The following is a 19,792-nucleotide window of genomic DNA, read 5'->3' as shown; positions in this document are numbered from 1 at the left end:
CGGTAGACCTCGCACACCCCCGGGTGCCCGGGGTCTACCGGATCACCGAAAAGCCTCAAGGCTGGGCGGTCGGTGCCGTTTTGTCCGGTGTGAGGCATCATCGGGCGTTCACCGCCGCCGGGCTGCTGCTGGTCGCGCTGCTGGCCGGGGCGACCGGCAAGCCGTCGCCGCCACCCGGGCCGCCGCTGCCCGGGCCGCCCGCGGTCATCGAGCCGGGCGCGCCGCCGTCGACGCTGCCGGCGCTGAGCGACCTGCCGACGCTCCGCGAACCGACCGGCCGGTCCATCGCGCCGTCCGCGACCGCCGCCGCCGGCACGCCGGGGGAGCCGGCGCCGAGCGTCAAGGCAACTTCAAGCCCGAGCCCCGCCGCGACCACCGCGACCAGCCGCCGGTCGACCTGGTGGATCGGCCTCGGCGTCGTCGTCGTGGTCGCCGGAGCGGTCGCCTTCCTCGTACTGCGACGGCGCCGTCACGCCTAGTCGCGAACGGCGGGCCGTTTGGCTTGTGACGGCCGCCGTTCGGCGAATGAAGGCTTATCGGGGAAGCCCCTTTCCAGTAGCGTGCCCTTTCGTGTTCCTTAACGAGCTTTCCGGCTACAGCGTGCTCCCCCGCCACCGGTAGGGGATGACGGTTGGCAGGCAGCAGCCCCTCCCGAGCGACCGGCACCGACTCGCCCCGCGCGATCGGCGGCGGCGGTCGGCAGCGCCGATCGGGCGCGCCTGACACCTCGGTCGCCGGACACCGGCGCGGCGGAGCGACCCGGCCCAGCCGGCTGCGGTCGGTCCGCACGCAGCTGCTCGCCCCCATCATCGTCGCGATGGTCGGGCTCGCGGTCCTCAGCACCGCCCAGGCCGCCACCGCCACGTCCGCCGCCGGGGACGCGGCGCGAGCTCGTACATTGGCATCCACCGCGACCAGCGCGGTCAGCTTCGTGCACGAGCTGGAGCGCGAGGTCGCCGAGACCGCGGCACTGCGGCAACGGGGCGGCAAGGCCGGCATGTCGCTCGTCGTCGCCCAGCGCGGGCGGACCGACCAGGCCGCGGCCCGTTACCTCGCCGACAGCCGCGCGGCGGTCAAGGCCGTGCCCGACCTCGACCGGTCCGTCCGGGCCGTCAACGAGATCTACAGCCGGCTCGGCGCCACCCGCGAGGCCGCCGACACGAACCCCGCGATCACGCTGATGACCGACCCCGTGTACCGGCCGCTCGCCGAGGCCCTGCTGGCGATCGCGGACGCCGTGCCGGCGCAGATCGCCGACATCGAGCTCGCCAACGCCGCCCGGGCCGTCGCCGCCGTCGCGGCCGTCGAGCACTTCGCCGCCCTCGAACGGGACCTGCTGCGCGCGGTGTTCTCCCGCGGCGCCGTCGAGCCCGGCGACCTGGGCGCCATGTCGGAGCTGCGGGGCGCGCGCGACCAGCGGGCCGCCGAGTTCCAGCGGGCCGCGACCAGCGCCGAGCGCACCGTGTACGACCAGGAGATCCGCGGCCTCGACGTCGACAGGGCCGACAAGCTCAGCGCCGCCGCCCGCAACGCCGAGAAGGACCCGGCCGGGGTGAGGGTCGACGCCGACGCGTGGTTCGTGGCGCAGTCCGGCTTCATCCGCCGGCTCAACATCGTCAGCCTCGACCTGTCCGACCGGCTCGACGGGCGCGCCGAGCAGATCGCCGTCACCGCCCAGCGGCGCGCGTGGGCGACCCTCATCGGCACCGCCGTGATCGGTCTCGCCGCCCTCGCGATCGCGATCACCCTGGCCGTACGGACGGCCCGGCGCCTCCGGCGGCTGCGCGCCGCGGCCCTGACGGTCGCCCGGCAGGAGCTGCCCGACGTGATCCACTCCGTCGCGGCCGGCGCGCCGATCCCGACCGGCACCTCGGCCGCCGCCGCCACCCGGAGCATCGCCGCCACCAACGACGAGATCGGCCAGGTCGCCGACGCGTTCGCCACCGTCCACCGCACCGCGCTGCGCCTCGCCGGCGAGCAGGCCGAGCTGCGCGTCGACGTGTCCCGGATGGCCGAGGTGCTGGCCCGGCGCATCCGTACCCTCATCACCCGGCAGCTGCGGCTCCTCGATGAGTTCGAGCGCGACGAGACCGACCCCGACGTGCTCGCCCGCCTCTTCGCCCTCGACCACATCGCGGCCCGCCTGCGCCGCAACGGCGAGAACCTGCTGGTCCTCTCCGGCGGCGAGCCGGGCCGGCCGGCGACCCAGGCGGTCGGCATCGGCGCGGTCATCACGGCCGCCGCGTCGGAGATCGAGGACTTCCAGCGGGTCGAGGTCCAGCCCGCCGACCTGGCGATCACCGGGCCGGTCGTGGGTGACCTCGTCCACCTCCTGGCGGAGCTGCTCGAAAACGCCACGACCTTCTCGCCGCCGACGCAGCAGGTCCGGGTCGACGCCCGGCCCACGGTCGACGGCGCCATCATCCGCGTCCACGACAGCGGGATCGGCATCGCGCCGCGCCGGCTCGCGGAGATCAACTCGCGGCTGGCGACGCCGACGACGCTGAGCAGCGCGGCGGCCGGCACGATGGGGCTGCACGTGGTGTCGCACCTGGCCGCCCGGCACCGGATCCGGGTGGAGCTGCACGCCACCGGCAGCGGCACGGTCGCCTACGTGGCGCTGCCGCACCGGACCCTGGAGCGGATGCCGGCGCTGACACCCGCCGCCGCTTCCTCGGCCCCCGCCGCCGCTTCCCCCGCCCTTGCCGCCGCGTCCGCGCCCCCTGCCGCCGTCCCGTCGGCTCCACCGCTTGCGGCGCTTCCGCCGTTTCCACCGGTTTCGCCGGTCTTCTCCGCGCCGGTCGCCGCCGCGTCCGCTGCCGCTACGCCGGTGTCTCCTGCGCCGGTGTCGGCGGCGCCGATCTCGGGCGTTCCCGTTTCCGCCTCGCCCCGCCCCGGGCCGCCGCCGGTCGTCGTGCCCTCGACGGTCGGCGCGCCGCTGGGGCGGCCCCGCGTACCGCAGCAACACCAGCCGGCTCCGTCCGGGGCGCCCGCACCATGGTTCCGCCCCTATCTCAGCGGTGGCGACACCCCCAGGCCACCCGCCCCGCCCGTCCCGCCATCGCCTTCCCCGGGTGCCTGGCCGCCACGGCCGGGGGGCCCGTCCAGCCCCCTCGGCGGCTCCACCGAGGACGGCCTCCCCCGCCGCCGCCCAGGAGCGCAGCTCGCACCAGGAACGACCGACCCCGAGCCGCAACCCACCCGCAGCAACGCGGTCGACCCGGACGCCGTCCGGTCCCGGCTGTCGGCGTTCGCGGAAGGTGTCTCGGCCGCCGCCCGCCGAACCAGCTCGGGCGGCTTCAACAGCGCGACCCCAGGACAGAAGGACCGATGATGGCGATGCCAGACGCTCAGAACCCGACCGGCGCGGGCCAGCTCGACTGGCTCATGGCCAGCTTCGCCCGGCAGGTCCCCGATGTCGCGCACGCGATCACCGTCTCCGGCGACGGGCTGCGCCTGGCCTGCTCCGCCGACCTGCCGGTGGACCAGGCCGACCACCTCTCCGCCGTCATCAGCGGGCTGGCCAGCCTCACCTTCGGCGCCGCCCGCGTGATGCAGGCCGGCCAGGTCCGCCAGACCATCGTCGACATGGACGGCGGCGTCATGATCGTCATGGCCGTGGGCGACCGCGCGCTGCTCGGCGTGCTCGCCGCCCCCGGCTGCGACCTCGGCCAGGTCGGCTACGAGACGGCCATGCTCGTCCACCGGGTCGCCGACGCGCTCGACCCCCTCCCGCGGGATGCGATGCTCCGGTGAGGCGGCTCGCGGCTGTCCTGCTCGTGTGCGCCGTTCTGGCCGGCTGCGGCTCGACGGCGCCGCCCCGCGCCGGCGCGGGCCTGTGGCACGGCGGGCGGATCTACATCGCCACCGGCAACACGACGGGCGTGTACTACCAGTTCGGCGGCGGCTACGCCGACCTCATCACCAAGCACGTGCCCGGCTACGAGGCGCGCGCCGAGGCGACCGGCGCCTCCGGTGAGAACATCACGCGCGTCGCGACCGGTGACATGGACGTCGCGTTCAGCATCGCCGACACCGCCGCCGACGCCGTGACCGGCAAGGGCGCCTTCGAGGGCCGGCCGCAGAAGGTCGTGGCGCTGGGGCGGCTGTACCGCAGCTACGCCCAGGTCGTGGTCCGCAACAGCCTGCGCGTCACGAAGTTCGCCGACCTGCGCGGCAAGCGGATCTCCACCGGCTCCGCCGGCTCCGGCGCCGACGTCTTCGCCGGCCGGCTGCTCTTCGCGGGCGGGATCAACCCCGACACCGACATCGTCCGGCAGCGCCTGTCCCTGCCGGAGACCACCAAGGGCATGCTGGCCGGCACCACCGACGCGCTGATCTTCACCGGCGGCCTGCCCACGCCCGGCATCGCCGACCTGCTGGCCAGCGCTCCCGGGCAGTTCTCCCTGCTGCCGCTCGACGAGCTGCTCAAGCCGCTCTCGTTCCGCTACGGCACGGTGTACGCGGCGGGCAAGCTCCCCAAGTCCGTCTACGACACGCCGGCGGACGTCGACACGATCGTGATCGGCAACCTCCTGCTGGTGTCGCCCGACATGCCCGACCAGCTCGCGTACGACCTCACCAAGATCCTGTTCGACTATCAGATCGAGTTGAGCCGCGTACATCCTGAGGGCGCCAATTACGACAAAGCGGGCGCTGTGGCCACCGATCCTGTACCGCTACACCCCGGCGCCGCGCGGTTCTACGGCAGCGGCTGACCATCGACGTTATGGATCTCTCATTCGCCGGATGCGAGGAGGGTGATCATGCCCGTGGGCTGTCAAGATGACCCCGTGACCACCACCGCTCAACACCTCGTCCGGCTGGACGACATCCGCGACGCCGCCGCGCGGATCTCCGGCCTCGTGGTTCGCACCCCGCTCCTGCCGTGCCCCTGGGCCGACGAACTGTGGCTGAAGCCCGAAAGCCTCCAGCCGATCGGCGCGTTCAAGCTCCGCGGCGCCACCAACGCCCTGCACCGCCTCGACCTCGACCACCGCCGCGCCGGCGTGGTCACCCACTCCTCCGGCAACCACGGCCAGGCCCTCGCCTACGCCGGCCGCTCCCTCGGCATCCCGGTCACCGTCGTCATGCCCGACGTCTCCACACCCCTGAAGATCGAGGCGACCCGCGGCTACGGCGCCGAGGTCATCCTCGTCCGGCAGGCCGACCGCGAGACCGTCGCCCGTGAGCTGGTCGCCGAGCGCGGCCTGACCCTGATCCCGCCCTACGACCACCCCGACATCATCGCCGGCCAGGGCACCGTCGGCCTGGAGATCTTCGAGGACCTCTCCAACGTCGACGTCGTCGTCGTCCCCGTCGGCGGCGGTGGCCTCTCCTCGGGCGTCGCGACCGCGATCAAGGCCCTCGCCCCGCACGTCGCCGTCATCGGCGTCGAGCCCGCCGTGGCCGCCGACGCCGCCGAAAGCCTCGCCGCCGGCGTCGTGCGCGTCTGGCCCGAGCAGCGCATGCTGAGCACCGTCGCCGACGGCCTGCGGACCCCGCTGTCCGAGCTCACCCTCGCGCATCTGAGCGCCCACCTGGACGCGATCGTGACCGTCGCCGAGGACGAGATCCTCGACGCCGTGAAGGTCCTCGCCCGCCGCGGCCGCCTCATCACCGAACCCAGCGGCGCCGCCGCCACCGCCGCCGTCCTGCACCACCGCGACGAGCTCCCCGCCGGCCGCACCGTGGCCGTCGTCAGCGGCGGCAACATCGACCCCGGCCTGGCCGCCCGCCTCTTCACCGACTGACCGGTTATCCACAGCCTGTGGGTAACCCCTGTGGGCATCGTCTCCCCAGGTCCCCCGTGTCCTAGGTCTCACACCGCCTACACGCAGGTGGATCCGGGGTGTACTCCGCGTTTATTCCACACGGTTATCCACAGCCCCGTGCACAGTCATCCACAGGTTTGGCGGGAGTTATCCACAGCTGGGGACATCCGGTTGGGGACATCCGTGTGTGTACGCCGGGCGCTCCGTGCGTGTACGCCCGGGCGCTCCATGCGTGCTTCGCCCAGCGCTCCGTGCGTGTTTCGCCCAGCGCTCCGTGCGTGTCTCGCCCAGCGCTCCGTGCGTGTCTCGCCCGGCGCTCCTTCCACGGAGCGCCGGGCGGACGGCTTTCGATCAGGCGGCGTCGACGCGGTCCGCGGGGCGGCCCGCCGGGCCGTTCACGTGCTCGCGGACGACGTAGGTCGGGCGGCCCATGCCGTGGGCGTGCACCCGGCCCAGGTACTCGCCCAGGACGCCGATGCCGATCAGCTGGGCCGACGAGAAGACCGTGACCAGCGACGCGACGGTGGTGAAACCGGCGACGGTCGTGTCACCGATGACGTAGAGCCAGACCAGCCGGATCGTGAGGATCAGGCCGCAGATGCCGATCAGGAACCCCAGGTACGTCACGAGCCGGAGCGGCTTCGTCGAATACCCGAGGATCATGTTGACGGCGTGCTTCATGAGCGACTTGAAGGTGAAGCCCGAGCGGCCCTCGGTGCGCTGGTCCATGCGGACGGTCGCGGTGCCGACGCGGGTCGTGGTCCACGACAGGACGATGTCGACGGAGACGTGCGGGCCGCTGACCTGCTCGAACCCCGCACGCAGGAACGTGCGGAAGATGCGCAGCGCGCCGAGGACATCGGCGTTGGGGATCCCCATCGTGCGGCCCATGACCAGGGTCTTCGCGCCCCACGAGGTGAGGTTGCGGAAGGCGCTGTGCTCCTCCTGCTCGGAGATCGCGTAGACGACGTCGAGGTCGTCGGTGAGCGCGTCGACGAGCTTCGGCAGCTCCTCCGGCGGGTGCTGGAGGTCGTCGTCCATCGTGATGATGCGGTCGAAGGACGCCGCGCGGATGCCGGCGATGAGGGCGTTGTGCTGGCCGTAGTTGCGGGCCATGCGGATCGCCTGGACGTGCTCGTACTTGCCGGCGAGCTCGCTGGCGACGTCCCACGTGTTGTCGGTGCTGTCGACGACGAGGATCACCTCGTGGTCGGGGGTGATGCCGGGAAGCACGCCGTTGAGCCGCTCGACCAGCGTGGGGAGGATACGCGCGGAGCGGTAGCACGGGACGACGACGGACAGAGACACGTTGTGGAGCTCCTCACAGAACCGTGTACGGAGGAGAGTACTCCGTTTTGAGGTCAGGCCTGGATCGTGATGATGCGCGTGAACTCGTGGAGCAGGTTGAAGCCGTCCCAGGTCCCCGCGAACGTCAGCGCCTGACCGAACGGCACGATCCGGTCGATGCCGCGTCCGGCGAGGGTGGTGACGAAGTCGTCGAGGTCGGACATGGTGAAGCCGTACTGGCTGAGCGTCTGGTCCTTGCGCTGGATCGCCGGGGCGAGCTCGGCGAGCGAACCGACCGTGACGTGGCAGATGGTGCCGGCGCCGAGCCAGTGCCGCTGCAGGTCGTCGAGGCCGGCGAGGGACACGTTGGCGACGGCGTTGCCGTTGAACGCGATCTTGGTGGCGGCGCCGGTGGCGGCGAGGCCGTAGGTGGCGACGTACTTCTCCACGGCCATCGCCGGATCCACGCCCCAGCCGCGCTGCACGACGACCTCGCTGAGCAGGTCGTCGAACTCGGCGCGGGCCGCGGCCACGGCCTCGGCGTCACCGACCCAGAACAGGTCGCGGGGGGAGGAGCAGGCGGCCTGGTCGAACCAGTAGAGGTCGTTGGCGAACCCGTCCACGGCCGCCCGGCGCTGCTCAGAGGTCGAGCTCTGCCAGCCGGCGACGGAGATCGCGGCGAACGAGGACCGGTCCGGGAACGCGAGGTCCCGGGCGAGCGGCTGGATCGGGTGCTTGCGGAGCTGGTTGACGGACTGGTCGCCGCCCCACAGCACGCGCAGGTCGCAGGCGCCGATGAGGGCGCCGGTGATCGCGTCGTCGCGGTCGTAGGTGACCATCCGCTGGGTCTGCGCGATCGCCGGGTGGGCGTCGGCGAGCACGTCGTTGAGCGCTTCGAGGACGGTCTGCGCGGCGCCGGCCGCGCGGGCGGAGACCCGCACGATGTTGTGGTTGCCGGCGAGGGCGGACAGCGCCCACGAGTAGACGAAGATCGTGTCGACGTTCGCCGGCGGGAAGTGCAGCACCAGGCCGCGGGGGGCGCGGCGCTGGCCGTTGGCCCCGTCGGCGAGGCGCTCGACGGCGCGGGCCAGCTCACCCTTGCGCAGGAAGAAGCCGAGCGAGCCGAGCTCGGGGTGGCGGCGGGCGAGGTCGGGCTTGAGCAGCCGCCGCGAGAACGCGATCAGGAAGTCCCGGACCCGCTCGTCGCCGACGGTCAGCCGCCCGCCTTCGGGCTCGTCGGTGATCTCCGCCAGGAGCCGATCCGCCGAAATATCGGAAATTTCGGGAAAGACGCTTTTCACGATGCACCCACAAACGTGTCGCTGCAGCCGCGGGCCTCGGCGCGCGGCAGCCGGCCCAGGATGGAGAAGCGCTTGCCGGGCCACGCGCCGTCGTCGATGCCGTTGATGACACCCATGTCCTCGGTGAGCAGCACGTGGCCTGGGTACGACTCCGGCAGCGTGCTGATCACCTCGACGAGACCGGGCCTGCCGGGCGGCAGCGGCTCCCACGTCTCCGGGTCGCGGATGACGACGTCGGCGAAGTCGGGGCAGTACAGCGAGTTGCCGTCCGGGCCTTCGAGGTAGACGACGCCGATCTGCTCGACCATGCCGTAGAAGTTGTGGATGTTGCGCAGCCCGGTGTCGGCCTGGAACGCGCGGCGGAACTCGGTGTTGTCGACCTGCTGGTCGACCAGCTTCTTCCAGCCGCCGGAGTGCACGAGGATCCCGTTGCTGAGGTCCAGGCCGTTGTCGCGCGCCAGTTCGTACAGGTAGAGCCAGACCATGAACGTGAAGCCGAAGACCAGGAAGGGCTTGTCGCCGTGCTTGGCGAGGAACCCGCGGACGGCCTCGAGGTCGGGCTTGCTGTCCTCGTCGAGCGCCCAGACGTGGTCCCGGCCGAACGTGATCATGCCGAGGACGCCGGCGCCGCGGGCGCTGAACGAGCGGCGGTTCTTGATGATCGCGGTCGTGTCGACGATGAGCATCGGCAGCCGCTTCGGGCCGAGGACCGCCTGCAGGGTCTGGCCGAGCATCCTGGTCTGCGCGGCCGCGGCGGCCTTGTCCAGGTAGATGCGGCTGACGTCGCCGGTGGTGCCGCTGGAGGTCAGGACCTTGAAGACCTCGTCGTCGGGGATGCTCTTGAGCTGGTGCGTCTTGAACAGCCGCACCGGCAGCCACGGCAGGTCGCTGATCCGCTCGTACGAGCGCCCGGGGCCGTGACCCGTGGCGGCGAGGATGTTGGCGTACGCCTCGCCCCGCGCCCGGTGCTGCTCGGTCAGCTCGGCCAGGCGGGGCAGCAGCTGCGCCTCGCGGTCCGGCTGCGACAGGGTGAACACGCTCATCGTGCGGACTCCAACGCTCGATAGTCGACCTTGCCGTTGCTGAGCAGCGGCAGGGCGGGGAGGCCGCGCATCTCGAAGCCCGACCAGTGCAGCTTCAGCCGGTCGGCGAGCTCGGTCACCCGCGGCGCCAGCGCCTCGGCCGTCGCCCCATCACCTTCGACGAAGATGATGACCTTGTCGTCGCCCGCGACGGCCGCGACGGCGCCCGGGCCGGTGGCGGCCGCCAGCTGCTCGATGTCGTCGAGGTTGAGCCGGACGCCGAACACCTTGCCGAAGCGCTTGAGCCGCCCGTCGATGAACAGGTAGCCGTCCTCGTCGAGGTGCCCGAGGTCGCCGGTCTCCAGCAGCCCGCCCTGCTCGTCGCCGCGGGCCAGGTCGGTGGCGGTCTCCGCATAGCCCATCATCACGTTCGGGCCGCGGTAGAGCACCTCGCCGACGACGCCCGGGGCGGTGGTCTCGGTGCCGTCCTCGAGCCGGATGGCGAGCGCGCCGCCGGGCACCGCGGGCCCGACCGAGCCGAGCTTCTCCGCGAGCCGCCCGGCCGGCAGCGTGGTCAGGCGCGGAGCGGCCTCGGTCTGCCCGTACATGACGAACAGCCGCCCGTCGACGGACGCCATGCGGTCGTGGAAGTCCTGCACCAGCTCGGCCCGCAGCCGGCCGCCGGCCTGCGTCAGCGTGCGCAGGCTCGGGTAACGCTTCGGGTCGAACCGCAGGCGGCGCAGCATCTCGTACTGCGACGGCACCAGCGCGAGCGAGGTCACGCCGAACTTCGTGACCGCGGGCCAGAACGACCGGGCGACCAGCCCCTCGGACTCCACCACGACGGTCGCGCCGGCGGCGAGGTGCGTGTTGAGCACCGACATGCCGAAGCTGTAGTAGAACGGCAGGCTGCTCACCGCGACGTCGGCCCCGGTGATGCCGAGCGCCTCGACGATCGAGGTCGTGTTGGCCAGGATCGCCGTGCGCGACAGCCGGACCAGCTTGGGGCTGCCGGTGGAGCCCGACGTCGCCAGCAGCGTGGCGAGGTCGGGGTGCGGCACGGTGGCCGACGGTGTGTCGCGCTCCCACAGTTCGTCGCCGCGGCGGGTGTACCCCTTGTGCACGTCCTGCGGCACTGGGCCGCAGACGGCGGCGGGCTCGAAACGCTCGATGAAGTCGGCGAGGATCTCGGCGGGCAGGCCCGGGTCGAGCAGCGCCAGCGGGCGCCCCGACTCGAACGCGCCGATGTAGCGGACGATCGCCTCGACGGTGGTCGGCGTGCGCAGGAACACCACGCCGGGCGTGATCTCGGCGAACCCCGCGACCGCGGCGTGCACGGCTTCGCGGAGCGGCACGCCACTGAGCTCGGCGCCGGTCGCCGCGTCGATCAGTCTGGCGTCTGGGTGCAACAACGTCATGGCGTCACCTCCGCGGCGCATTGATGCCGTTGAGGTGGACACGGATGCTTCTCACCGTACAGGATCCAAAAAAATGGTCCGATTTGTCGTGTAGGGCGCCGTCACGGTGTGTCATACGACCAGGCCGCCATCGACTTCGATCACCTGGCCGGTGACGAACCGGGACGCGTCGGAGAGCAGAAACGCGATCACGTCGGCGACGTCCGAGGGCTCGCCGAGGCGGCGCAGCGCGGTCGCGGCGACCCGCTCGGCGCGGCCGGCGTCGTCGAGGGACTCGAGCATCTCGGTGGCGATGAACCCGGGGGCGACCGCGTTGACCCTGATGCCGACCGGTCCGAGCTCCTTCGCCGCGGCGCGGGCGAACCCGGCGACGGCGGCCTTGGTCGCGCCGTAGACGACCTGACCGGCCGAGCCGGCGGTGCCCATGACGGAGGAGAGCAGGACGACCGAGGGCGCGGTGCCCCGGCGCAGCAGCTTGACCGCGCCGTTCACCGTGTACGTGGCGCCGACGGCGTTGACGGCGAACAGCCGCTCGATCGCGGCGTCGCCCATCATGCCGAGGAAGCCCGCCTCGTGGACGCCGGCGTTGACCACCAGGGCGTCGAGGCGGCGGTGGCGCTCGAAGACGAGCCGCAGGATGGCCTTGACGTCGGCGGCGTCGCTGACGTCGCCGTGCACGACGAGCGGCTCGATGCCGAAGTCGGCGGTGATCTCGTCGGCCGTGGTCTTGGCCGACCCTTCGCGCATGCCGTGCAGGACGAGTTGGTAGCCCTCAGTAGCGAGCTTGCGCGCGACGGCCCGGCCGATCCCGCGCGAGGAGCCCGTTACGAGCGCGACCCTGCCCTCAGCCGGAGAACTCAACGTCGTGCTTTCCGAGGATCTCGACGGCCTTGCCGAAGGAGCTGAGGTCGATCACCTCATCGGTGTCGATCATCACGTCGAAGGTGTCCTCGATCTCGCCGACCAGGGAGAGGTGCGCCAGCGAGTCCCACTTCTCAATGCCCCGGTATTCAAGCTTGTCGACGTCGTAGTCCTCCGGCAGTGCCAGTGCGGTGCGGAAGGCGACACGAAGACGATCGAGGTTGCTCATCAGCTCAGGGTCCTGTTCGATCGGGTAAGCGGCTGGCGTCCGCGAGCGAGTGTACCGTTGGCCGGTCTTTCAATGCCCACACGCCCGCCTACGGGAGGTACCACGGTGCTGCGCGAAGCCGACGATTCGGACGTCGAGACCATTCGGCGCTGGCGCAATCACCCGAAGACGCGCGGCGCCAGCATCTACACAGCGTTCATCACTCCGGAGGGTCACGCTCAGTGGTGGGCGAAGGTCCAGTCCGATCCGTCCCGCCGGGCGCTGATCTTCTCGTACAAGGGCAACGACTGCGGCGTGGTCACCTTCAACGACCACGACGAGGTGGCCGGGACCGCCGAGTGGGGGTTCTTCCTCGACGTCGACGGCCTTGAGGAGCGCGGTGAGCTGCTGCCGGCGTGGATGGAGCTGGAGAAGGCCGCCGTCGCGTACGCGTTCGACGAGATGAAGCTCACGTCCGTCGGCGGCCGCACCCTGGCGTGGAACAAGCAGGTGATCGCCCTGCACCGCCGCTTCGGCTTCAGGGAGGTGCCGGAGCGGGAGTACACCACCGAGATCGACGGCGTGGACCAGCTGGTCGTCTGGACCGAGAAGTCGCGCTAGCACGCGGGCAGGCGGCCGGGGGCCATCCGCTCCTCGGGGTCCAGGGCGAGTTTCAGCCGGACGGACGCGTCGCAGAGCCGGGCCGGGCCGTAGGTCTCCACGAGCTCACGCAGGTCGGCGGGGGCGCGCAGCAGCGTGCACCCGCCCCCGCCGCGGGCCAGGAGCACCGTCCGGGCGGCGTTGAGCATGCCCGCGAGCCGGTCCGCCGGGGTCGTGGCGGGCAGGGCCACGTGCGCGGTGCCGGCGCCGACCGAGCCGCGGACCGGCACCGGCATGCCGGCGGCGTCGCGCAGCGCGTAGACGACGGCGAAGAGTTCACTGGGCTGACCCCAGATCTTCAGCGCCACGTCGTCGGCGTCGAAGGGGTAGCGGCCCCACCATTCCGGCGGCGCGGGCTCGACCGAGGCGCCGCCGCCGAGTAAGTGCGCGGCGGCCTCGGCCCGGGCGGCGCTGCCGGCGCGGCTGCCCTCGAACAGCGCGGCGAGCTCGGCGGGGCGCCCGGCGCCACCGGGCAGGTCGGCCTCGATCGCCGCGGCGCCGAGCGACGAGGCGACCAGGGCCTCCGTGAGCTGCTGTACCTCGCGCGGGGTCGACACCGGCCGCACGACCCAGGCCCGCGCGGTCGGCATCGGCTCGAGCCGGACCGTCGCCTCCGTGATGACGCCGAGGGTGCCGAACGAGCCGCAGATCTGCCTGGCCAGGTCGTGCCCGTCGAGGTGCCGCTCCAGGCTGCCCTCGTCGAGCGCGACCCGCACGCCGGCGACCAGGTCGCGCGGCGTGCCGAACCGGTGGCGCAGCGGGCCCGCCTCGTTGGTGGCGAGGACCCCGCCGAGGGTCGCGCCGGGCGACGCGACGTCGAGCGCGATCCGCTGCCCCGACCGCAGCAGGTGCGCCCGCAGCGCCCGCATCGGGGTGCCGGCGGCGACGGTCGCGACGAGGTCGTCCGGGGCGTGGTCGAGCACGCCCGACATGCGGCCGAGGTCGATCAGGACGTCGACGTGCGCGGGCGGGAGCCCCCAGTCGAGCTTGGTGCCGGCGCCGGACGGCACGACCGACAGCCCGGCGGCGGCCGCGGCGCGCAGCACGCCGGAGACCTCCTCGGCGCTGCCGGGCGCGACCACCCAGCCGGCCGGCACGCCGTCCACCCTGTCGGCGGGGCCGGCCTCCCACACGTGCTCCGGCCCGCACGCCTCCGCCAGCACTTCGATCACGCTCACCGCAGCCCACGCTTCCCTGTTCACGACCCAGCGTCAGCTGGACCGTCCGACGAGACGACCACACGGGGAAGTGCTCGCCGGCGGGATTCGCGGAAGCCGGGACTCGCCGGTCAGGGCGTGATCCAGGCTTTCCCAACGACGCGTTCAAATATGCTCGAGGACGCGGACGATGCACGTGCTGCACCAAGCGACATCGAACATGTGTTCGAAGCGTAGTGGGTACCTACTTCAGTCGCAACTGCTTCCGGAGGAAGGCCACCCGGTCGGTGACCGCGGCCTCGAAGCCGACGAGATCGTGACCGGTGTCGTAGTCCTTGCGCTCCTTGGGGCCGGCCACGCCGTTGAGCAGCTCAGCGCGCTCGCCTTCCGGGACGACGGTGTCCTGCTTGCCGAACTGCAGCAGCATCGGCTTGCGGCCGGTCACCTGGGTGTACGGCGGCGCGTCGAAGCGCGACAATGCGTCCAGGTACGCGTGCCAGTCCTTCGGCACCGGATTGCGGACCATCCACCGGGAGATCCGGCTGGTCCCCGACGCCAGGGCGCTCGCCGTGATGCGGGAGTCGATGCCGTACAGCACGGCGCCCATCGACGCCCCCCAGCTGTGGCCGGCGAACCCGACTCTCGACCCGTCGCAGTCCGAGCGGCGGATCAGCAGGTCGAACGCGCGGCGCAGCGCCACCACGGAGTCGGCCACCACCTTGCTGTCGGCGACCGGGTCGCCCGACGGCTTGAGCGGCAGCTCCGGCACGCACACCAGCGCCCCCAGCCGGGCGAGCGCCATCCCCTCCTTGAGCAGCGTGTCGCGGTCGCCGTCGCTGCCGTGCGCGTACACCACCGCGGGCAGGCGGCCGGTGAACTTCTCCGGACCCAGGACGTAGGCCGGGATCTCCTCGCGACCCCTCGTGTCGGAGAACGTGATGTCCTCCAGGATCACGCCGTCGCCGGTCCGCTTGTCGGTGAGCTGGGCGTTGAGCGTCGCCTTGGAGTCGTACGAGTAGAGCTTCCTCAGCTCCGCGATCGGCACGGCGGCGGGCACGTACGCCGAGGGGTCGAACGTGGGGGACGACTGGACCGCGCCGGAGGAGCCCGGCGCCGCGCCGCCCTTCACGTCAGGTGTATCCGACTCCCCGGCGCACGCTTGGACCAGCATTGCTGCCAGCCCCGCCACCCCGATGTGCAACACCCCACGACGCCGCACCGCACTCCTCCATGGGCTCGCCCGAACTTCGAGACCATGACGGTACCGGCGTCGCTTTCTCCTACAGGACAGACTGCCGAGTTCGCCCCCCGGTTGCGTGTTTCGCCCGGTGTCTCTCGGGTGTTTTTGAGGGGTCGAGGCGCCCGAAAGTGTCGGAGGGTGCGGGTAACGTCTTGGGCGTGACTACAGGTGTGACGGGCGTTCAGCCGCCGACGGCGAAGCAGGTTCCGCACGAGCGGACGCACCACGGCGACACCGTGGTCGACGAGTTCTTCTGGCTGCAGAACAAGGAAGACCCAGACACGGTCGCCTATCTCGAGGCGGAGAACGCGTTCACCACCGCGGCGACCGCGCACCTGGAGAGCCTGCGCGAGACGGCGTTCAGCGAGATCAAGTCCCGCACCAAGGAGACCGACCTCTCGGTGCCGACCCGCAAGGGCGGCTTCTGGTATTACACGCGCACCGAAGAGGGCAAGCAGTATGGCATCCACTGCCGGGTCCCGGTCGAGGACGGCCAGGCCGCCCCGCCCGACCTCGGCGACGGCGGCGCCCTGCCCGGCGAGCACGTCCTCCTCGACGGCAACGCCCTCGCGGGCGACTCGGAGTTCTTCGCCCTGGGCACGTTCGACATCAGCCCTGACAGCCGCCTCCTGGCCTACAGCACCGACTTCGCCGGCGACGAGCGCTTCACGCTGCGCGTCAAGGACCTCGACACGGGCGAGCTGCTGCCCGACACCGTCGAGGGCGCGTTCTACGGCTCAGCCTGGTCCGCCGACGGCTCCACGCTCTTCTACATCACCATCGACGAGGCGTGGCGGCCGAACAAGATCTGGCGGCACGCCATGGGCACCGACTCCTCCGCCGACGTGGTGGTCCACGAGGAGACCGACGAGCGCTTCTGGGTCGGCGTCGACCTGACCCGCTCCGAGCGCTTCATCCTCATCGACATCCACAGCAAGGTCACCAGCGAGGTCCTGGTCATCCCGGCCGACGCGCCGACCAGCCCGCCGCAGTCGATCGCGCCGCGCCGGCAGGGCGTGGAGTATTCGGTCGAGCACCACGGTCACCGGTTCCTGATCCTGCACAACGACGGCGCGGAGGACTTCGCCCTGTCGTACACGTCCGCCGACGCGCCCGGCGCCTGGACGACGCTCATCGAGCACGAGCCCGGCACCCGGCTGCTCGGCGTCGACGCGTTCTCCGGCCACCTGGTCGTCTCGCTGCGCCGCGACGGGCTCACCGGCATCCGGGTCGTGCCGCTGCAGGGCGCCGCGCCCTACGACATCGCCTTCCCCGAGCCGATCTACTCCGCGGGCCCCGAGGCCAACCTCGAATACGACACCACCTCGTTCCGCCTGCACTACGTCTCGCTGGTCACGCCCGACTCGGTCTTCGACTGCAACCTCGACAGCGGCGAGCTGACCCTGCGCAAGCAGAAGCCGGTCCTGGGCGAGTTCGACCCGTCCCGCTACGAGCAGCACCGCGAGTGGGCCCTCGCCGAGGACGGCACCCGCGTCCCGATCTCCATCGTGGCCCGCACCGGCACTCCCCGCGACGGCTCGGCCCCCGCCGTCCTGTATGGCTACGGCTCCTACGAGACGTCGATGGACCCGTGGTTCTCCATCCCGCGCCTGTCCCTGCTCGACCGCGGCGTCGTCTTCGCGGTCGCCCACATCCGCGGCGGCGGCGAGATGGGCCGCCGCTGGTATGACGAGGGCAAGCTGCTCGCGAAGCGGAACACCTTCACCGACTTCGTCGCCTGCGCCGAGCACCTGGTCAAGGCGGGCTGGACGTCGTCGGACAAGCTCATCGCCCGCGGCGGCTCCGCCGGCGGCCTGCTCATGGGCGCCGTGGCCAACATCGCCCCGGAGGCGTTCGCGGGCATCGTCGCCCAGGTCCCGTTCGTCGACGCCCTCAACACCATCCTCGACCCGTCGCTCCCGCTGACCGTCACCGAGTGGGAGGAGTGGGGCAACCCGCTCGCCGACCCCGAGGTGTACGCGTACATGAAGTCCTACACCCCCTACGAGAACCTGTCGGCCCGCCCGTATCCGGCGATCCTGGCCGTGACCAGCCTCAACGACACCCGCGTCCTCTACCACGAGCCGGCCAAGTGGGTAGCCCGCCTGCGCAGCCTCTCGCCCAACTCCGACGTCCTGCTCAAGACCGAGATGGGCGCCGGCCACGGCGGCCCGAGCGGCCGCTACGACGCCTGGCGCGAGGAGGCGTTCATCACCGCCTGGGTCCTGGACCGCGCGGGCCTGGCCTGACCGCCCGCCTTTCGTCGCCAGTCAGCCCGCCCGCCTCGCACCCGAGGCGGGCACGGCCGACCTCCGCCGCTGGGCAGATCGACCGTGCCCTGCGGCGAGCCGGGTCACGCCTTTCGCAGGCCAGCTGGACAGGCCGGCTTGCGCTGCTCCTCCAGCAGAGCGGTGGAGACGCCATGCATTGCTGGAGGGACGGACCGCGCCTGGCCTTCTCCGGCAGGACCTGACTTGTCCAGCAGGACAGGCGGGCGCTCGCGCCGGGTGAGCCGCGCTTGACCGTCCGGCAGGGCAGGCGGGGCAACCAGTCTGTCAGCGGGCCGGTTCGCGAACCTTGATCTGGACCGTCCGGCCCGGCAGGCGTCACGCCGGTCACGTCCGTCGCAGCCGCGGCCCGGTCCGCCGTGATCCGGCCGGTTGCTGCGCTGCTGCGTCGCACTCGGAATCCGCCGGCTGCATCAGGGTGTGCCGCCAGTGCCAGGCGATTCGGGTGTGCCGCCAGATCGAGAGTGACGCGACACCTCCGGACGCGACCGCAGCATTGCCGACCGCCGAACTCGCCCGCCAGCCTCCCGACCGAGTGGGATCCTCACCCGCCGGCAACACCTTCGCGCGACGCCGCAAGATCGAAGGATGGATCCGGCTGTCACCACGACCCGATCCAACCTTCGATCACCACGCCACCGGAAACCGCGGTGTCGCGTTGGTGCTTGGTGTCCGTCGGCTTGATCGAGTAGCGGATCCAGCTGTGATAGCGACCGGATCCGTCATTCGATCATCGCGTTGTTGGGCGCTGGGCCGCTGGACCTGTGAGTCTGGCGCCGCAAGATCGAAGGACGGGGCCGGTCAGCGGTGCGGGTGGGGTGGGGTTAGCGGCGGAAGGCCCAGAGCTTGCTGAGCTGGTAGTTGATCAGGGGGGCGACGACGATCAGGATCGCCTGGGAGATGAGGACGGGGACGTTGAAGACCTCGACGAGGAGGGGGAGGCCGAGCATTGTGAATGCGAGGGCCCACAGGCAGATCACGTAGAACTTCAGGAAGCCCGAGATGATCGGGCCCTTCGACTGGAAGACGAAGTGGCGCTGCAGCGGGTAGGTGCAGAGGGCGCAGATGAAGTTGGCGATGATCGTGGGCACCAGGTAGTGCCAGTGGTCGCGGGTCAGCAGGTAGACGGCCGCGAAGCTGCCGTAGTAGGCGACCGCGGAGACGCCGCCGACGCCGAGGTAGCGGACGCGGCGGTCGTTGTAGAGCGTGATCGCGGTGCGGACGAGCCAGGAGTGGTGGGAAGGGGCGGGCTCGGCCGGGGGTGCGCCGGGGCGCGACCCGAGGTCGAGGGCCTCCGGGAGGCGGGCGTCGCGGGCGTCGGGGACCGGCGGTGCAGTGTTGCCCCGCGCCGCCAGGTTGAGAGATTCGGGGAGGGCGGGGCCGCCGTCCATGGTTTCGGTCATCCGCGCGGGTTGTAGGACTCGACCGCGGTGACGACCAGGTCGATGTCGGCCTCGGACATGCCGCCGTACAGCGGCAGGCGCAGCAGCCGGTCGGCGACGTCCTCGGTGACGGGGCAGCCGCCGGGGGCGGTGCGGCCGAACTTCACGCCGGCGGGGGCGAAGTGCAGCGGCTGGTAGTGGAAGGTGCCCAGGACGCCGTGGCCGAGGAGGTGCTTGAGCATCCCCTGGCGGCTCTCGAGGTCGGGCAGGAGCAGGTAGTACAGGTGGGCCGGCTGCGCACGGTCGCCGGGGACCGTCGGCTGGGTGACGCCGTGCTCGGCGGCCCAGGTGGCCAGGCGCTGGTGGTAGCTGTCCCAGATGTGGGCGCGCCGGCGCTGGATGTCGGTGAACTGCTCCAGCTGCGCGGTGAGGAACGCGGCGAGCAGGTCCGACGGCAGGTAGGAGGAGCCGATGTCGATCCAGCGGTACTTGTCGACCATGCCGCGGAAGAACTGGCCGCGGTTGGTGCCCTTCTCGCGGATGATCTCGGCGCGCTCGTAGTAGGTGTCGTCGTTGAAGATGAGGGCGCCGCCCTCGCCGCACTGCACGTTCTTCGTTTCGTGGAAGCTCTGGGTCGCCATCGCGCCGATGGAGCCGAGCTTGCGGCCACGGTACGTGCCGCCGATGCCGTGCGCGTTGTCCTCGATGACCACGAGGCCGTGCCGGCGGGCGATCGCCTCGATCTCGTCCATCTCGACGGCGACGCCGGCGTAGTGCACGACCACGATCGCCTTGGTGCGCGGGGTGACGGCGGCCTCGACCAGGCGCTCGTCGAGGTTGAGCGTGTCGGGGCGGCAGTCGACGAAGACCGGCACGGCGCCGCGCAGCGCGTAGGCGTTGGCGGTCGAGCAGAACGTGAACGACGGCACGATGACTTCGTCGCCCGGCTCCAGGTCCAGCAGCAGCGCGGTCATGTCCAGCGCGTGCGTGCAGGAGGTGGTCAGCAGTGAGTGCTTGGCGCCGAGGATCTCGGTGAGCAGCGCGCTCGCCCGCTTCGTGTAGGGCCCGTCGCCGGTGAGCGGTCCATTCGTCATGGCCTGCTGGATGTACCCGGTCTCGGCACCCGTCAGATAGGCCTTGTTGAATGGAACGGCGAGCTGGTTCGTGGGGGTCACTGCTGGAGCCTACCTAATG

The 19,792-nt window shown here is 71.6% G+C and carries 17 protein-coding genes; 7 read left to right on the top strand and 10 right to left on the bottom strand.

What is annotated here, in order from left to right; all coding sequences use genetic code 11:
• Positions 1-89: 89 nt before the first annotated feature.
• From AB0J72_RS00540 to AB0J72_RS00520, 5 genes are all read left to right on the top strand, one after another.
• Positions 90-479, top strand: a complete 390-nt coding sequence (locus tag AB0J72_RS00540) for a hypothetical protein (RefSeq protein WP_363392794.1) — start codon at positions 90-92, stop codon at positions 477-479.
• 152 nt (positions 480-631) lie between these two features.
• The gene (locus AB0J72_RS00535) at positions 632-3,334 is read left to right on the top strand and encodes a sensor histidine kinase (RefSeq protein ID WP_363392791.1); all 2,703 of its coding nucleotides are present in this window, start codon (positions 632-634) and stop codon (positions 3,332-3,334) included.
• 5 nt (positions 3,335-3,339) lie between these two features.
• A complete protein-coding gene (locus AB0J72_RS00530; RefSeq protein ID WP_344501174.1) occupies positions 3,340-3,756 on the top strand; it encodes a roadblock/LC7 domain-containing protein in 417 nt (138 codons plus the stop codon).
• Positions 3,753-4,718, top strand: coding sequence for a TAXI family TRAP transporter solute-binding subunit (locus tag AB0J72_RS00525; protein ID WP_363392788.1), 966 nt, complete (start codon positions 3,753-3,755; stop codon positions 4,716-4,718). Before AB0J72_RS00530 ends, AB0J72_RS00525 begins: the two co-directional genes overlap by 4 nt.
• A 75-nt stretch (positions 4,719-4,793) precedes the next feature.
• Positions 4,794-5,753 carry a threonine/serine dehydratase gene (locus AB0J72_RS00520; protein WP_363392785.1) on the top strand — a complete coding sequence of 320 codons (960 nt, stop codon included), beginning with the start codon at positions 4,794-4,796 and terminating at the stop codon, positions 5,751-5,753.
• A 372-nt stretch (positions 5,754-6,125) separates the two neighbouring features.
• Here AB0J72_RS00520 and AB0J72_RS00515 read toward each other — a convergent pair whose 3' ends face one another.
• From AB0J72_RS00515 to AB0J72_RS00490, 6 genes are all read right to left on the bottom strand, one after another.
• The gene (locus tag AB0J72_RS00515) at positions 6,126-7,082 is read right to left on the bottom strand and encodes a glycosyltransferase family 2 protein (RefSeq protein ID WP_363392782.1); all 957 of its coding nucleotides are present in this window, start codon (positions 7,080-7,082) and stop codon (positions 6,126-6,128) included.
• 53 nt (positions 7,083-7,135) lie between these two features.
• A complete protein-coding gene (locus tag AB0J72_RS00510; protein ID WP_363393917.1) occupies positions 7,136-8,332 on the bottom strand; it encodes an acyl-CoA reductase in 1,197 nt (398 codons plus the stop codon).
• 26 nt (positions 8,333-8,358) lie between these two features.
• The gene (locus AB0J72_RS00505) at positions 8,359-9,405 is read right to left on the bottom strand and encodes an acyl-protein synthetase (protein WP_363392779.1); all 1,047 of its coding nucleotides are present in this window, start codon (positions 9,403-9,405) and stop codon (positions 8,359-8,361) included.
• Positions 9,402-10,802 carry an AMP-binding protein gene (locus AB0J72_RS00500; RefSeq protein ID WP_363392776.1) on the bottom strand — a complete coding sequence of 467 codons (1,401 nt, stop codon included), beginning with the start codon at positions 10,800-10,802 and terminating at the stop codon, positions 9,402-9,404. Before AB0J72_RS00500 ends, AB0J72_RS00505 begins: the two co-directional genes overlap by 4 nt.
• Before the next feature lie 111 nt (positions 10,803-10,913).
• Positions 10,914-11,663: an SDR family NAD(P)-dependent oxidoreductase gene (locus AB0J72_RS00495; RefSeq protein WP_363392774.1), complete on the bottom strand. Its 750-nt coding sequence runs from the start codon at positions 11,661-11,663 to the stop codon at positions 10,914-10,916.
• Positions 11,647-11,892 carry an acyl carrier protein gene (locus tag AB0J72_RS00490; RefSeq protein WP_344501182.1) on the bottom strand — a complete coding sequence of 82 codons (246 nt, stop codon included), beginning with the start codon at positions 11,890-11,892 and terminating at the stop codon, positions 11,647-11,649. Before AB0J72_RS00490 ends, AB0J72_RS00495 begins: the two co-directional genes overlap by 17 nt.
• Before the next feature lie 105 nt (positions 11,893-11,997).
• Here AB0J72_RS00490 and AB0J72_RS00485 point away from each other — a divergent pair, with 105 nt between their 5' ends.
• A complete protein-coding gene (locus AB0J72_RS00485) occupies positions 11,998-12,492 on the top strand; it encodes a GNAT family N-acetyltransferase (RefSeq protein WP_363392771.1) in 495 nt (164 codons plus the stop codon).
• Here the strand turns inward: AB0J72_RS00485 and AB0J72_RS00480 are convergent.
• Together AB0J72_RS00480 and AB0J72_RS00475 are read right to left on the bottom strand one after the other, a co-directional pair.
• Positions 12,489-13,709 carry an FAD-binding oxidoreductase gene (locus AB0J72_RS00480; protein WP_363392768.1) on the bottom strand — a complete coding sequence of 407 codons (1,221 nt, stop codon included), beginning with the start codon at positions 13,707-13,709 and terminating at the stop codon, positions 12,489-12,491. The two genes, AB0J72_RS00485 and AB0J72_RS00480, sit on opposite strands and share 4 nt — an antisense overlap.
• A 223-nt stretch (positions 13,710-13,932) precedes the next feature.
• Positions 13,933-14,859 carry a hypothetical protein gene (locus tag AB0J72_RS00475; protein WP_363392766.1) on the bottom strand — a complete coding sequence of 309 codons (927 nt, stop codon included), beginning with the start codon at positions 14,857-14,859 and terminating at the stop codon, positions 13,933-13,935.
• A 239-nt stretch (positions 14,860-15,098) separates the two neighbouring features.
• Between AB0J72_RS00475 and AB0J72_RS00470 the strand changes: the two genes are divergently transcribed.
• Entirely contained in the window at positions 15,099-17,177 is a 2,079-nt protein-coding gene (locus AB0J72_RS00470) for a S9 family peptidase (RefSeq protein WP_363393915.1), read from the top strand.
• 863 nt (positions 17,178-18,040) lie between these two features.
• Here AB0J72_RS00470 and AB0J72_RS00465 read toward each other — a convergent pair.
• Both AB0J72_RS00465 and rffA read right to left on the bottom strand, forming a co-directional pair.
• Positions 18,041-18,619, bottom strand: a complete 579-nt coding sequence (locus tag AB0J72_RS00465) for a GtrA family protein (RefSeq protein ID WP_363392763.1) — start codon at positions 18,617-18,619, stop codon at positions 18,041-18,043.
• Positions 18,616-19,773 carry a dTDP-4-amino-4,6-dideoxygalactose transaminase gene (gene rffA / locus AB0J72_RS00460; RefSeq protein WP_363392761.1) on the bottom strand — a complete coding sequence of 386 codons (1,158 nt, stop codon included), beginning with the start codon at positions 19,771-19,773 and terminating at the stop codon, positions 18,616-18,618. Before rffA ends, AB0J72_RS00465 begins: the two co-directional genes overlap by 4 nt.
• Between the last annotated feature and the right edge of the window lie 19 nt (positions 19,774-19,792).

It is taken from the genome of Dactylosporangium sp. NPDC049742 (genome assembly GCF_040674675.1).
GTDB classification, from domain to species: domain Bacteria; phylum Actinomycetota; class Actinomycetes; order Mycobacteriales; family Micromonosporaceae; genus Dactylosporangium; species Dactylosporangium maewongense.
The sequence above is the reverse complement of the archived record's forward strand: the minus strand, read 5'-3'. Positions and strand labels throughout refer to the sequence as shown.